Here is a 13,964-nt window from a genome sequence, read left to right as displayed (position 1 = left end):
TGGGGTGCCGTCGAAGAAATTCACGTATTGACTAATCTAGATCGGGTTCCAAAGCAAATTGTCCGCGATGTGGAAAGCGCACTGCAAGCAACATGGAACCTGCGTGTTGACCATAAACGAATTTCGGTCGCCCAGATTCTTCCCGAGGGACAAGTGGGACAGTGGCTGGGTACGGAGCCGGCACAATTGCACGTACGTGAATATCACTTGGAAGCGGACGCCGTGCAGCAAACCGGGTATGCCCGGGTCATTCTTTGCTGGTCTGATGAAGACGAAACGGCGTTTTCTGGGGAGTGGACCGGGAGATATCTTCCCAGTCAGTACTATCAAGCCATGGCTATGGCGGCGGTGGAGGCAGTCAACCAAGTGCCGTTGATAGGTGAACCAGTCGTCTTGGCGGACATTCGCACCATGGACTTGGCGAATCGTACCCTAGTCACTGTGGCATTAAGTCAGTACGACAAGAGGCATCGAGAAACGATGATTTTTGGGTGTTCCGAGAATCGCGGCGACGGCCAGGGGGCAAGCGTTCGCGCTGTTCTTAATGCGGTCAATCGACGTCTTGCCCATGTGGTTGAGAGCTAAATTCACTGTCGAATATCATACAGTAATCAAGAGAGGAGCAAAGAATGTGACGCGACGCATTGAGGTGCCGCCTAAGGATAATAGTGCGCCGGTGCGGGTTCCGGGAATGACAAGTTCACAGCGCAAGCCGTCCGGGGTTTTGGGCGAACGGCATGTGTCTTGTCAGGAGCCCTTATATCGTCTGTGGATTGATACTAAAACGGCTCTTGAACTGGTGTTTGACGATGGTTCTGAGATTAGCGGTCTGCTCGTGGCGCATGACACCTACGCCCTCCACCTTGTTGATCATGAAGGCACAGCCATGCTCATATTTAAACAGTCATTGCGGTGGATCCGGCCCGCTAGCGACGATGCTGAAGCGCGATCTGGTATTGCGCCAGTGTGATGGTTAATGGAAGCGTTTTGAGTGCCTCTCGAATGTCAGCAGCTTTGCCTTGCAATAATATGACGCGAGTCATGATAATCCCCTCCCTATGAAAGCTATCCCTCGATAGTTCTTTTTGCGTCTAGTGTATGAGCATAACGAGTGAAATATCCGGGTGCCAGTAAAGAGTGGCAGGTTTTGAGGCTATATATCTCGGTACCATGTGGATATACGCTGCCTGTCCGTGTGGGAGCGGTGTTGCGCCATGCCGGTCTGCTCTTCACTAAGGTGCTCGATACGGTATGTTGGGGCATAAGGGGCACTCCCTTTAAGAAGAGCCGCCGTCTAAATGAGCGGTGGCAGAGATGTCCCAGATGGTTCTTTGTCCGCCATTGTTTGCATACCCTGGTGCAGGGAGGTGGGACAAATGGTGACCGCGCCCGGCAATCTCTTTCAGGAGCACTTTGGTCGCTACACGATGCCTCTTTACGTGGTGATGGCCTCTTTGGGGGTGGGCTTGTTGTTTGGGGTGTTGGCCACAGGGACGTTAAGTATTGCTGACCGAGTGGTGTTGGTGGACTATATTCATAAATTTTTGGGAGTTGAAGCGGTAGGACCGGTATTGCATGGCATATTTGCGCAGGCCTTGGCAGCCAATTTGAAGATTGTGGGCTTAGTGTATCTTTTGGGGGTGTCAGTGGCAGGAATGCCGATTGTGGTGGCTCTAGTGTTTTTTCGTGGATTTGTGGTGGGCTTTTCCGCCTCTTTTGTCGTCTCTACTATGCACTGGCATGGAGTCCTCCTCGGCATTGTGGCTATCGGGCTCGATAACGTATTTATGTTGCCGGCTCTGCTAATAGTGGCAGCCGTGTCATTGGGATTCTCATGGCAGCTTGTTCGGCCTAAGAATCGTGCGGTGTCTCTAGGGAAAGGGTTCGCGTTTTTCACGGGATTGGTGGTAGTCATGGCTGCGGTGACCTTGGTCGGCACGGTGTTGGAATCTTATGGCGCTCCGATTCTTATCCATGCTTTAGGACCAATGGCTCTGTGAATACCGGGCATTGAGTTCCTTCTGGGCATTTGCTACCCTAGCTATGATGAGGGGGAGGATTATGCTGGGACGTGTTTCCGTGGTCACGGGTGGACTGGGCTACATCGGTCAATCGATTGTGGCTGAATTACAGCATTTGAATGAAGAAGTGGTCATTATTGATCGCCGTAGTATCGAGAGTCAAGTCCCGCGGGTGCGGGTGATTACCGGAGACATTCGCGATGGGCGGGTGTGGCGTGAGTTATCTCATACTCAGGTGAGGGCCGTATTTCACTGTGCTGGCCTTATTCAGGTTGGGGAATCTATGACCGAACCGGCTCGGTATTTTGACGATAATGTGTCGGCTGGATTGGCCATGTTGGACCACTTGCGATTATTGGGCGACATTCCGATCGTTTTTTCTTCGTCAGCCGCCGTGTATGGGGTTCCCGACGAGGTGCCGATAGCGGAGGCCGCGCCACTCCAGCCACTCAGTCCCTATGGAGTGACAAAGCGGCAGTTTGAGGAGATTCTTCAAGCGTATGGAGCCGCTTATGGATTGCAGTTTGTGGCATTGCGATATTTCAACGCGGCCGGTAGTCATCTGGGTATTAGAGAAAATCATGATCCCGAGACTCATTTGTTGCCACGGATCGCTCAAGCGATCAATGCAGGACAAGCCCCGCAGATTTATGGTCAGGACTACCCGACTGCTGATGGCACGGCAATTCGAGATTACATACACATTTCTGATCTGGTGGAGGCGCATCTTCGAGCTCGCGCGCATCTTGAAGGTGGAGGAAGCAACGAAATCCTCAATGTTGGTTCGGGACGCGGAGCATCGGTGTTGGAAATGATTTCAGCATTTAAACAGCGGGTGCCAGCAATGCCGGAGCCACATGTGCAATCGCGACGGATTGGCGACCCTCCCGTATTGGTAGCGAATATTAATCGAGCGAAGACGATACTGGATTGGCGACCTCAACAATCGGACATTGAGCGCATCATTGACGAGGCGTGGCGAGGCGTGAAATGAGCTTCTTATTATTTATCGGGGCAGCGTTCGGATTTGCCGGAGTCGCCTTGGGTGCGTTTGGTGCACATGCCCTGGCTAAACGGATCGCGGATGATCGAATGCGCATTTATCATACGGGCATCCAATATCACCTTATTCATGCCTTGGCCATTATCGGGGTCGGGATGTTGGCCTCACAAGTGGGCCGAGGCTCGCTATTGGCCCTTGCCGGGTATTCCTTTGCCGTAGGGATTCTTCTCTTCTCAGGAAGTCTCTATGGGTTGGCTGGGCAATGGATCCGAGGCAAGTGGGGACTCTTAACGCCGGTCGGGGGAGTCTTCTTTTTGCTGGGATGGGTTCTTTTAGCCATCGCCGTGTGGCCCTAGCAATATCGATACTGATTGAGAAAAAAGGATGTGATGATATGGACTATCAGCAAGTGAGGCAAATGCTTGGCCTGCCGGACATGATGTCGGTGGGATCGATGATGGTGATCGAACCGCACCCAGATGATAATGAAGTCGGGGCCGGGGCCACCGTGAAGCACCTCTGCGAGACCGGCTGCGCGATCACTTATGTGACCGTCACCGATGGACGGGCAGGCAGCGAGGATCCCGAGATGTCTTCTCAAACCATGGTTCAAGTGCGCATGCGCGAGAGGCAGGCGGCTAATCAGATTCTCGGGGTGGGTGAAAGTTATAATCTGGGTTTTGAGGATGGAGGAGCCTGGACTGAGCGTGAAGCCATGATGGCGCTTATTCCTTTGATCCGCCAGTTTCAGCCCGAGATGGTGATGACGGTCGATCCCTGGACCCCGTATGAGAGTCATCCTGATCACATTAAAACGGGTAAGGCGGTGGCGGCGGCCATCCTCTATGCCAAAAATGGTATTGTGCTGAAAGGGCATGGGAGTCCCTATGATGTGCCACAAGTTGCGTTTTATGGTTCCGCCTATGCCAATTACTTTGTCGATGTGAGTGCCACCTGGGAGACAAAACTGCAGGCCATGCGATCCCATGCCTCTCAATTCGATACGCCTAGTTGGCCGCTATTATCGGGATTTCTCACCGCTAATGCCGAACGACTGTATGCGGAGCATATAAATCAGGAGAGACCGGGTTATGCTGAAGCGTTTAAGGTGCTTTCCACTATGCAATTGCACTTTTTCCCTGATGCGATGGGGAGCTAAAGATCTACTTGCCGAGAAGAGCATGCGATGGTAGCATTACATTGATTACTATAGATTGGCGCTAGGGGTGCCCTCAGGGCTGAGAAGCGGGATACCGTTAACCCTTAGAACTCGACCTGGATAATGCCAGCGGGAGAAAGTGCCGAATACGACACCGTCCTCACCTGTTGACCGTCCAGGGATGAGGACGTTTTTATATGTCATCTTCAGATTGACGAAGAGGTAGAGGAAGTGATGGAGGAGGATGGATGTCGTGTCGAATCAATGGAAGATGCGGGATATTGTGCTCACCGCGGTGTTTGCAGCCATTTGTGGCGCGATTTATTTAGGATGGGATTTGCTCTTTAAGGCCTTGCCGTCGTTTAATCCGGTGGTGCAGGCGACCTTTAATGGTCTTTGGTGGATTGCAGGGGGTATCGTGCCCTTTATTGTGAGGAAGCCCGGGGCTGCGCTATTAGCAGAAGCCATCGGAGGATTTATGGAGTTTGCGCTAGGAAGTCCTTATGGAGTGCAAGCGTTCACGATTGGAATTGCGCAGGGCATTGGTATTGAGTTGGGATTTATGCTAGGGCGTTATCGTCACTATAGTTTATCGTGGCTGTTATTTGCGTGTGCTCTAGGAGGAATCGGCAACTATATCTACTCTTATTTTTACTATGGCGTCGACCAGTATACAATCGCCACGCAAGTTGGCTATTTGGTGGTGACGATGATTAGTGGAGCGATTCTGGCGGGGTTACTGTCGTGGCTAGTGGGGCGCGGGCTCAAGCGTACCGGAGTTTTGCAGAACTTCGCTATTGGTAAAGAACAGGCAGGCGTTACCTCGTAATGGTGCTTAATGAGTCTAAGCTCACTCGCGACACCATGATTGCCCTTGCGGGAGTTGACGTCGCTTTTGCCGATAAGACGGTTTTGAGAGATATCCACTTGACCCTCCGACATGGTGAGTCGATGTTGGTGGTAGGTCCAAGTGGATGTGGAAAATCGACCCTAGCCATGCTGATCGCGCAAATTATACCGCAGAGTATTGAGGCGGAGGTTACGGGTGAACGTTGGTATCATCCCAACATGGCACAACCTGGACGGGTCGGTTATGTCTTTCAGGATCCGGACTCTCAGTTCTGCCAAATTCGTGCTGGCGAGGAGGTGGCCTTCGGACTGGAGAATCTTGCGGTGCCCTCCGACGGAATGGAACCATTAATCGATGAAGCGCTGCAATCGGTCCATTTGCGCATTCGTCCTGAGGTGGAGCACAATACGCTGTCTGGAGGTAACAAGCAGCGTTTAGCACTCGCCAGCGCTTTGGTATTAGATCCCGATTTGGTGATCTTGGATGAGCCGACTGCCAACCTTGATCCGCGAGCCACGGCTGACGTCTTTTCAGAGATCGCAAAGCTGCAAGCTCTGGGCAAGACGCTATTGGTGATAGAGCACAAATTCCTCGATCTGGTGTCGATTATCCCAACCATGGTGCTAATGAGCCGGCAAGGGGACATTTATCGTGTGGGACCGAGTCAGGAACTGATGGTGCAAGAAGCCGAGTGGATGCGTCAAGAGGGGCTGATTGTAGACCGTCGGGTTGCGATGTCTGCCAAAGGACTTCTCATCTCAAAGCCACTGGTGGAATTGGAGAATGTCGCGGTGAGGTATACGCGTCATGGTCCCGACGCGCTATCAGGGATAAACTTGCGGTGTTTTCCGGGAGAATTAGTCGCGCTGGTGGGGAGTAACGGAGCCGGAAAGTCCACATTACTGAAGCTTATCGCCGGACTGAAACGCCATCATCAAGGAAGAGCCATTCATCCGGCGGTATCGGAGGTCGCCTTTGGATTTCAAAATCCGGAACATCAATTCATCTTCGAACGCGTGGTCGATGAAATGAGCAATCGGTACGTTGAGGGCGTCATGCCGGAGGATACCCGACAGCAATTGGAGCAGTTTGGACTCTTGGACCATGCTCGTCTCAGCCCCTATTCCCTCTCGCAGGGGCAGAAGCGGCGCTTGTCTGTCGCTTGCATGTTGCAAAAGCCGCACAGCCTGTATTGTCTTGACGAGCCAACGTTTGGCCAAGACGCGAGTACTCGGGATGTGATTATGGAACGTCTGCAGGAGCGGCAACGAGCGGGTGCTCTGGTGATTATTTCTACCCATGATTTAGACCTGGTGGCGGAGTATGCGACACGGGTCATTGCCATGGATCAGGGAGAAGTGGTGTTTGACGGGGAGCCGAGCGAACTCTTGACCAACGATACTGTGTTGGACCAATGCCACCTAGTGGCGCACTCTGGGCTGAGAGAACCTCAGGACGAACCAGGTAGCTCCTCGCCCCAATTTATGACAATGGGAAGTCGAGTGAAAAAGAGCACTATGGGGCGGATTAATCCGGTGTGGAAGTTGCTCGGGGTGTTTTTGGCGGTGGGCTTAACTGCCTTTGCCCATACCTTGCCTCAAGCGATGACGTTGGCCGCCATTCCCCTGGTCCTACTGGTGACGCTAAGCGGCATATCTTTACTATCCGTAATAAAGCGCCTTTTACCGTTTGTGCTCTTTTTTGCGCTCTACACTTGGATGATGACCGCATATGCTGCTGTGGGCCCACAGACCCCGGTCTTTCACCTGCTGTGGTATCGCTTGTCCTATCCCGGATTTATCAAGGGGTTGATTTTAGGGTTTCGAATGTTGTCGGCGGTTAGTTTTGGTCTCTTATTTGTCTCTACAGTAGATTTAGTCGATCTCGTGAAGGGATTGTCTCGGATATGGCACATACCGCCCAAATTTAGCTATGGCACCTTAGCGGGATTGCGGTTCTTTCCCAGTTTCATCGAAGAGTGGGACAAACTGCGCCTAGCTCGTCGGGTTCGTGGACGCGACCTGCATTGGTCTCCGGCACGAATTGTCACCTATGCCCTGCCTCTTCTTAGTGATGCGGTGCGGCTCTCTGAAAGGGTGGCTATTGCCATGGAGGCCCGCGGATTTAAAGGAGAACCGATGCAGGTGTCCACGGCCCGTAGCTACTATCATCCCATCGCCAGTTCATGGCGGGATGCTGTATTTGTGATTCTCTTGCTATTTGTCACCGTGCTGGCTTTATGGCATTAAAAGGGGAGGTTCTTGAGATTGGAGCTATGCGGGAGACCCTTCTTGGTGGGATCAAGATAGTTGCGGATGTGGGCGATTGCCAATCCGATTTCCCCGAATCCTGTCGCTATCAGCTTGACTTTTCCAAGGTAAGCCGCCACATCTCCGGCGGCGTATACCCCAGGCAGATTGGTCAACATAGAGGAGGGATCGACAGGAATGGTGTTGCCTTGAAGTGTCACTCCCCAAGTCTTTACTGGCCCTAAGGAGGGAAGGAACCCTAGTCCACCAATGACGTCATCCACCGCTTCTTGGGACTCTTCTCCGGTGGTAACATGTTTTAGGGTGACCGACTCTAACTGAGCGTGGCCGCCAAGATGAATTACCTCATAGGGCGTCCTCGTTGTGATATTGGACTTTTCGGCAATAAGTCGAATGCTCTCTTCTTGTCCGCGGAACTCCGTGCGACGGTGAACCAGTATCACCTGATCCGCATAGGGGGCAACCGCGAGCGTCCAGTCAAGCGCTGTATCTCCCCCGCCCACCACCATCACGCGACGGTGGTGAAAGTATTCGAGTGGCGGAACAAAATAGTGTACGCCATGCCCCTCAAGGGACTCGGCTTCAGGAGCGGTAAGCCGTCGCGGAACAAACGCGCCAATGCCTACGGTAATCAGGAGGACCCGGGCATAGAGGACCTCTTGGTCGGTTTCGACCTGGTAATAGAGTGAGTCACTGGTGGTCACGGGAGCGATATGGATCACGGAGTGCCCGAGTTTTACGGTGGGAGAGAAATGCATCGACTGCTCGATGAGGCGATTGGCGAGGTCTTTTCCCGTGATTCCGTAGAAGCCTGCCACATCATAAATGGGTTTCTCGGGATAAAGGGCATACAGTTGCCCCCCTAAAGCAGTAAGACTCTCGATCATGGTGACCGACAAACCATGAAGTTTTGCCATGGTGGCTCCAAAGAGACCTACTGGGCCGCCACCAATGATAATCATATCCTCAATCTGCAATCTGGTCCCTCCTGCCACGTAATCAATTTATGATAACAAAAGTACCGAATTTGCGCGAGGCGTACTGGAAATGTCTGACGCCCTCTATGAGAGCCAAATGAAGAGGCCAATGAACGCATGCTTAGCCTCTCGGAACGGCGCGATCCCAAACCGATGCTAAGGTAATGCCGCCGAGAATCAGCATACAACCCAGCCATTCGAACAACGTTATAGATGACTTAAGCCAAATTAGTGATATGACAAGTGCGGTCGGAAGTTCTACTGATGCCAGAATTGCGGTCAGCGTGTCACCGAGCTTGGGCGCACTCAAATACAGTAAACCTAGGGGAAGAACGAGACTAAAAATGCCCGCGACGCTCCCGTACCCGACAGTTTGGGACCAGTTCTGGGTGAAGAGGTGGCTAGGGTTGTGATAAAAGAGGAAGACCGTCAGGGCGGCAATCACGATCGTCAGGAACGCGCTATTCAACACAGGGGTATCCGACGCAATGCGGGCTTGCCAGAACAAGGTGAAGGCATAACTCACTCCGGCACCGAGCCCTTCGATCATCCCGAGGGTGGTCAACGGGCCGTGAAACTGCTCACTTAACGCTAGGATGGTGCCGATGACGATGAGTGCGATAGCTGCGACCTCAATAAGACTGGGACGTCGTCTCGACGCTAACCATCCCATCACGGGAAGCATCCACGAGAATTGAAATAGAAGCAGGACCGCCATAGCTGGGGGAAGATGCTTTAACGATTGATAATAGCAAATGGTAGTAGCGGCACTGGAGACTCCTACGGCCAAAAGGGGCCAGACGAGGTGTGCGCGTAGGCGCATGGGTGGAGACTTCATCAGATATCGTGCGACGACCAGAAACAGTAAGGCGGCCGGATACTGTAGCATGCTCAGGGAGGACGTTGCCACGCCGGAGCGCACAGCTTGTTTGACAAGGGGAGTCACTAGGCCATAACTGGCTCCCGCACAGAGAACCGACAAGATGTGCACTTTGGGTGTTTGCGCCACGAGCCGATCGCCGATCCTTCCTGATGATGTCATGCCTGCCCTCACTGTATCATATCTGTTTGTCGTTCGACCGGACTTCCGTGTGGTGGTGGATTTTGGGACAGGTCCTAGATTATGAGAAAACACCCTGCATTTCGATAATCCTCCATTTAATATCACGCCAAGGCAGCCTACCCGCTCCCTGGGCATCTGACAAAGTCCGCACTCTTTTCTACCATAACTACGCCAAATTGTTTAAGAATGACAACCGGGGGAACCGGTCTGTGGGGTGAATCGTGTGATCACGTAGGGCCTACCTCTCGTTGCCCGAACCCGTCAGCTAACCCCGGAGGCACAACTTTGAGAGAGGGGTTACTTCATGCGTATAACATCAAAAATTGCCGTGTTGAGTACGGTCGGCATTGCGAGTGCCGGATTATTGAGCGGAGCAACGTTTGCCGCGACGCCCAGCACCACCAGTCTCGAGGCGATCCATCCTGCCATGCAACAGTCCTTACAAATCGGTTCGCAGGGGCATTGGGTCTGCACCCTACAAGCTGATTTGAACCTTCTGGGGTATTCTGCGGGTCCTATGGATGGAATTTTTGGTCCGCGGACGGAGCGAGGGCTGGTGGCGTTTGAACAAGCTCATGCTCTTCCCGACAGTGTAGCTACCACCCCGGTCATCTGGCAGGATATCCTTGCGGGGTTTGATATTGTGCCTGCCGCGCCAGAGTCTTCTCCGACAACGGCCCAGACTTTGGCCAATACCCACCCAGCAATGCGCCAAGTGCTCACGATTGGTTCGACCGGGCACTGGGTGATGACCCTACAGGCTAACTTGGAAGACTTAGGATATCTGCCTGAGGGATCAGACACGGGATACTTCAACGCGGCCACCGAGACGGCACTCAAGGCCTTTCAAAAGGCCACTGGATTGGCTGAAACCGGGGTGACATCGGAGGTCACTTGGCAGCAGATGTTATCGGGATTTAAGCTGGTACCACCAATCAGTGGGACTACCGCACCAACACTGGCAAGTGGGACAAGCACCACAGGGTCGACGTCCACCTCGGGCAATACCAGTTCGAGTATTAATAATGGACAAAGTGGCCCGACCTTGCCCGAGGCCTTTCCCGAGCCCAATGATCCGGTGAGCGAGCCTTCGTTGAATAGTCCGTCCGACGGCGTGACGGGGGAATTCACCTCATCCATCAAGACTATCGACGGTCGCCCGGTATTGCATGCCTATCATATGGTTGCCACCTCCTATGGTCCTAGTTTGGCCGATAACTACCCCTATGGACCGGTGGACGCCTTTGGACAGCCGTTGGAAGACGGGATGATTGCCGTTGACCCGTCGGTTATTCCATTACACAGTGTACTGTATGTGACGGGCTATCATGATAATTACTTGCCATCAGGGGGCTTTATGGGAGAAGCTCTCGATACCGGGGGCGCTATCCAAGGGGATCGCGTAGACCTCTTTATTAACGCCGATCCTACCGTGATTTCGGATTTTGGGGTGCAGCAGGTTACCGTCTATACTTTGGGGAATTAGCGAGCAATGCCTTGGTCCAACCGAGTGGGATGGCGCGAATTATTTGGCCATCCCGCTCTTCATATCGTAGAATAGAGTTGCTTAGGTATGAGTTCGGAGATGGAGGCCACGGCATGTATTCACCATTAGCAAATCGTTTGGACTTATTGGTGCAAAGGTATCGCGAAGCCATCTTAACCCATCGTATTCAAGTGGGGGCCACTCTGGTGGTCGAAGAGGAGGCCAGAGCGCTCGGGGTGCCGACGCATGTTGTCCGTAATGCGTTTCAACACCTGGCGGGGATAGGTCTGGTAGAACTGCAATCCGGGGGACGGGCAGTGGTGCACGCCAATAATATTCAATCTCTTCAAGCGTTGGAATTTGGCCATACGCGGCGGCGCGCATAGCCCCTGCGGAAAATTGCCATGGCTCTTAAGTCCCGTCAGCGCGATGGCTTAAGCGCAGTGGCGGGAGCGGCGTGACTAACATCACTAGATGACCTGCGAGAGGGCTCTCATGGCCCTCTTTTATGCAGGTTTGGTCTGTATGGGCCCGTTCCTTCTTACTTTGCGGTCCTCGCTCTGGACAAACACGGCTCCCGGTTTACGGGGCGCGACCACAAAAGGACATGACAATCGACGGCCTTATCGAGGTGTCTCTCGTATTGATCCCATCCGGGATAGGACACCGACGGCTATTCCTGTTGGCCAGCCAGCTCTGAGTGCCTCGATGGAAAATTCTCTATAAACTAATCCTTTGGCAGGAGAACGCTGTCTGAGTCGCGAAATGAGTGGGCAAACATTGCGAAGGGGGACACAGATGTTTGCCGAGTCGATTGCTAATCGTCACTCTGACGTTCAAGGATCCATGCTGTTATCAGAGATCTTGCCGAAACTGGCCGATCATCCCGGACTGATGGTAGTTGAAGAAGGAAAAATCCTCGGAGGAATTTCTCGTGGCGAATTATTCCGCACCTTCGGAGAGTATTGGATGAATGAAGGTCCGGCATCGCGTGAAATTATGGAGACACCGGTGCGCAATTTTGTGCGTGAAGTGCCAATTTTAGCTAATGGTACTCCTGTGGAAGTAGCGATTGACCTACTTGTTGACGGGGCACCTTTGGTGATTGTCGAAGATCGCCGTAATCAACCATACGGCGTCATTTCGTGGATCGAGGTGAATCAATATCTACGGGAGATTACCGGATTAAACGACCGTGATTCCGTGCGTTTTTCATTAGCTCTCTTGGATATTCCTGGGCAGTTGGCTCGGGTTGCAGAGGTGGTGGGTCGTGCCGGGGCCAACATCACCGCAATAACCGTGTCTGATCCCAAAGTGCTCAATTGGGTTCATGTGGTGCTGAGGGTAGACAGAGAACATGCGGATATCGCGAGACTGGCTCTGCAACGGGCCGGAATCGATATTGTCACCGAGCATCAAGGACGAGTCGGATAGGGAACAAGAAATGCCCCCGAGGGATACCATCCTCGGGGGTATGATTTAGTCGTTGAGTGCTTGTAATAAATCGTCCCATAAATCATCTACGTGTTCTAGGCCCACCGACAAGCGGATGAGGTCGGCAGAGGCGCCCGCCAACACTTGCTCTTCGTCACTCAATTGTTGATGGGTGGTGGAGGCGGGATGAATGGCCATCGAGCGTGCATCACCGACGTTAGCCACGATGAGCCAAAGCTGCAGCCGGTCCATCACTCGGAGCGCTCTTTCTTTTCCGCCATTAACCCCAAAATTCACTATCGTTCCATAGCAGCCATTCGCAAGGTAGCGGTTCGCCAATTGATGGTTGGCGTCATGCGGTAATCCGGGATAATGGACGAAGGTTACTTGCGAATGGGCCACGAGCCGTTCGGCCAAAATTTTGGCGGTTTGAGATTCCTGCGTGATGCGCACCGGAAGAGTTTCAAGACCTTGTAAGATGTAATAGGCGTTCGTCGGTGAGATGGCAGCACCGGTGTCTCGCAACACTTTCACCCGAAGTCGCGTAAGGTATGCGGCTTCATTGAGGGTGGAAAAAACTAATCCATGATAGCTCGGATCGGGATGTGTGTATTGTGGGAAGCGGGGGCTATTAAAGTCAAATTTTCCCGCGTCCACCACGATGCCTCCCATGGCGTTACCGTGGCCGCTAACCGACTTGGTTAAGGAATGCACCACAATGTCAGCTCCATGGACTATGGGTCTTTCGAGATAAGGGGTCGAAAAGGTATTATCCACAATCAAGGGCACCTCGTGACGGTGCGCCAACGATGCCCACGCTTCAAGGTCGGTAATGTTGATGCGGGGATTCCCCACTGACTCGACAAAGACCGCTCTGGTGTTGTCCGTAAAGAAAGCATCTGCCTCTTGCAGATGATCATCTGCCAAAAACCTCACCGTGATGCCGTAGTCACTGAGGGTGGAGCTAAATAGCGTCCAAGTTCCTCCATAGAGAGAAGTGGAAGCTATGATTTCGTCACCGGCTTTGGCGAGGTTGAGAATAGCGGCAGTGATGGCTGCCATTCCGCTCGCGAAAGCTACTGCGCCGATTCCGCCTTCCAATTGAGCTATGCGCTGTTCTAGGACATCAGTGGTGGGATTCATAATGCGCGTGTAGATATTACCGGGTTCTTCGAGATTAAACAATTTTGCCGCGTGTGAGGTGTTGTCAAAGTGATAACCCACCGTTTGATAAATGGGGACGGAGATGGCGTGAGACCCGGGGTCGCCCTGGTATCCACCACGAATGGCAATGGTTTCGGGTCGCCATTGATGATTTGCTGACATAACTATAAGTCCTCCCTTAGCTCCCATCGGGTCACGTGTTATGGACCCAATTGGGGGTATATAGTTGCGGCGTGTACGAATCACACACGGTGCACCAGTGACCTCTTTGGCACTGTTGATTGAATGATTAGGGACCGGCTAGGGAATAGAAAAAGCCGACCACTCTTCGGCCGGCGAAAACTTTATGGTAAGCTCCGGCCTCTCATCGTTCAGCAAAATGCTGCAGGATTTGGCACCGACGTGCAATTGCACCGGTTGCCGTGGCATCATTGGGCCAGTCCCTCCGCCACTCTCCATAAGAGGTGATGATATTACATCACATCAAGGGCGTGATTGCAAGCGAAGTTTGCGTTAGCATACCGCTTAATGATACCT

At 52.8% G+C, this 13,964-nt stretch carries 14 protein-coding genes and 3 riboswitches; of the genes, 11 read left to right on the top strand and 3 right to left on the bottom strand.

From position 1 onward, the window contains the following. The 8 genes from ACOJWD_RS06270 to ACOJWD_RS06235 all read left to right on the top strand — a co-directional run. Positions 1-585 (top strand): hypothetical protein (locus tag ACOJWD_RS06270; RefSeq protein WP_486992367.1); only part of this gene is annotated, 585 nt, incomplete at its 5' end. Between the two features lie 46 nt (positions 586-631). Beyond that, positions 632-970 carry a hypothetical protein gene (locus tag ACOJWD_RS06265; RefSeq protein ID WP_486992366.1) on the top strand — a complete coding sequence of 113 codons (339 nt, stop codon included), beginning with the start codon at positions 632-634 and terminating at the stop codon, positions 968-970. 406 nt (positions 971-1,376) lie between these two features. Continuing rightward, entirely contained in the window at positions 1,377-2,000 is a 624-nt protein-coding gene (spoIIM, locus tag ACOJWD_RS06260) for a stage II sporulation protein M (protein ID WP_486992365.1), read from the top strand. A gap of 61 nt (positions 2,001-2,061) precedes the next feature. Next, on the top strand, positions 2,062-3,015 hold the full coding sequence (galE, locus tag ACOJWD_RS06255; protein ID WP_486992364.1) for a UDP-glucose 4-epimerase GalE: 954 nt from the start codon (positions 2,062-2,064) through the stop codon (positions 3,013-3,015). After that, positions 3,012-3,380, top strand: a complete 369-nt coding sequence (locus ACOJWD_RS06250; RefSeq protein ID WP_486992363.1) for a DUF423 domain-containing protein — start codon at positions 3,012-3,014, stop codon at positions 3,378-3,380. The genes galE and ACOJWD_RS06250 overlap by 4 nt, the downstream gene beginning before the upstream one ends. A 38-nt stretch (positions 3,381-3,418) precedes the next feature. Further along, on the top strand, positions 3,419-4,183 hold the full coding sequence (locus ACOJWD_RS06245; RefSeq protein WP_486992362.1) for a PIG-L deacetylase family protein: 765 nt from the start codon (positions 3,419-3,421) through the stop codon (positions 4,181-4,183). A gap of 53 nt (positions 4,184-4,236) precedes the next feature. Then, a riboswitch (TPP riboswitch) is annotated at positions 4,237-4,338 on the top strand. A 98-nt stretch (positions 4,339-4,436) separates the two neighbouring features. After that, positions 4,437-5,012, top strand: coding sequence for an ECF transporter S component (locus ACOJWD_RS06240; protein WP_486992361.1), 576 nt, complete (start codon positions 4,437-4,439; stop codon positions 5,010-5,012). Beyond that, complete coding sequence (locus tag ACOJWD_RS06235) at positions 5,012-7,282, top strand: ATP-binding cassette domain-containing protein (protein ID WP_486992360.1); 2,271 nt, start codon at positions 5,012-5,014, stop codon at positions 7,280-7,282. The genes ACOJWD_RS06240 and ACOJWD_RS06235 overlap by 1 nt, the downstream gene beginning before the upstream one ends. On the opposite strand, the gene ACOJWD_RS06230 is transcribed toward ACOJWD_RS06235, so the two are convergent. Together ACOJWD_RS06230 and ACOJWD_RS06225 are read right to left on the bottom strand one after the other, a co-directional pair. After that, on the bottom strand, positions 7,279-8,280 hold the full coding sequence (locus tag ACOJWD_RS06230; RefSeq protein WP_486992359.1) for an NAD(P)/FAD-dependent oxidoreductase: 1,002 nt from the start codon (positions 8,278-8,280) through the stop codon (positions 7,279-7,281). The two genes, ACOJWD_RS06235 and ACOJWD_RS06230, sit on opposite strands and share 4 nt — an antisense overlap. Positions 8,281-8,401: 121 nt before the next feature. After that, a complete protein-coding gene (locus ACOJWD_RS06225; protein WP_486992358.1) occupies positions 8,402-9,322 on the bottom strand; it encodes an EamA family transporter in 921 nt (306 codons plus the stop codon). A 180-nt stretch (positions 9,323-9,502) separates the two neighbouring features. Next, a riboswitch (cyclic di-AMP (ydaO/yuaA leader) is annotated at positions 9,503-9,638 on the top strand. Positions 9,639-9,647: 9 nt separating this feature from the next. Here ACOJWD_RS06225 and ACOJWD_RS06220 point away from each other — a divergent pair. The 3 genes from ACOJWD_RS06220 to ACOJWD_RS06210 all read left to right on the top strand — a co-directional run bounded on the left by ACOJWD_RS06220 (position 9,648) and on the right by ACOJWD_RS06210 (position 12,263). Further along, entirely contained in the window at positions 9,648-10,829 is a 1,182-nt protein-coding gene (locus ACOJWD_RS06220) for a peptidoglycan-binding protein (RefSeq protein ID WP_486992357.1), read from the top strand. A 113-nt stretch (positions 10,830-10,942) separates the two neighbouring features. Continuing rightward, on the top strand, positions 10,943-11,215 hold the full coding sequence (locus ACOJWD_RS06215) for a GntR family transcriptional regulator (RefSeq protein WP_486992356.1): 273 nt from the start codon (positions 10,943-10,945) through the stop codon (positions 11,213-11,215). A gap of 412 nt (positions 11,216-11,627) precedes the next feature. Then, positions 11,628-12,263: a hypothetical protein gene (locus ACOJWD_RS06210; protein ID WP_486992355.1), complete on the top strand. Its 636-nt coding sequence runs from the start codon at positions 11,628-11,630 to the stop codon at positions 12,261-12,263. A 45-nt stretch (positions 12,264-12,308) separates the two neighbouring features. On the opposite strand, the gene ACOJWD_RS06205 is transcribed toward ACOJWD_RS06210, so the two are convergent. Then, positions 12,309-13,589 (bottom strand): O-acetylhomoserine aminocarboxypropyltransferase/cysteine synthase family protein, encoded by a 1,281-nt coding sequence (locus ACOJWD_RS06205; protein WP_486992354.1) that lies wholly within the window; start codon positions 13,587-13,589, stop codon positions 12,309-12,311. Positions 13,590-13,788: 199 nt separating this feature from the next. After that, positions 13,789-13,891: riboswitch (SAM riboswitch) on the bottom strand. Between the last annotated feature and the right edge of the window lie 73 nt (positions 13,892-13,964).

The organism is Sulfobacillus sp. TH-112 (assembly GCF_057473405.1).
The sequence above is the reverse complement of the archived record's forward strand: the minus strand, read 5'-3'. Positions and strand labels throughout refer to the sequence as shown.

Coding starts and splice junctions, on each gene's coding strand:
- ACOJWD_RS06210 (WP_486992355.1), top strand. CDS start 11,628: ATGTTTGCCGAGTCGATTGCTAATCGTCACTCTGACGTTCAAGGATCC.
- ACOJWD_RS06215 (WP_486992356.1), top strand. CDS start 10,943: ATGTATTCACCATTAGCAAATCGTTTGGACTTATTGGTGCAAAGGTAT.
- spoIIM (WP_486992365.1), top strand. CDS start 1,377: ATGGTGACCGCGCCCGGCAATCTCTTTCAGGAGCACTTTGGTCGCTAC.
- ACOJWD_RS06235 (WP_486992360.1), top strand. CDS start 5,012: ATGGTGCTTAATGAGTCTAAGCTCACTCGCGACACCATGATTGCCCTT.
- galE (WP_486992364.1), top strand. CDS start 2,062: ATGCTGGGACGTGTTTCCGTGGTCACGGGTGGACTGGGCTACATCGGT.
- ACOJWD_RS06205 (WP_486992354.1), bottom strand. CDS start 13,589: ATGTCAGCAAATCATCAATGGCGACCCGAAACCATTGCCATTCGTGGT.
- ACOJWD_RS06245 (WP_486992362.1), top strand. CDS start 3,419: ATGGACTATCAGCAAGTGAGGCAAATGCTTGGCCTGCCGGACATGATG.
- ACOJWD_RS06220 (WP_486992357.1), top strand. CDS start 9,648: ATGCGTATAACATCAAAAATTGCCGTGTTGAGTACGGTCGGCATTGCG.
- ACOJWD_RS06250 (WP_486992363.1), top strand. CDS start 3,012: ATGAGCTTCTTATTATTTATCGGGGCAGCGTTCGGATTTGCCGGAGTC.
- ACOJWD_RS06225 (WP_486992358.1), bottom strand. CDS start 9,322: ATGACATCATCAGGAAGGATCGGCGATCGGCTCGTGGCGCAAACACCC.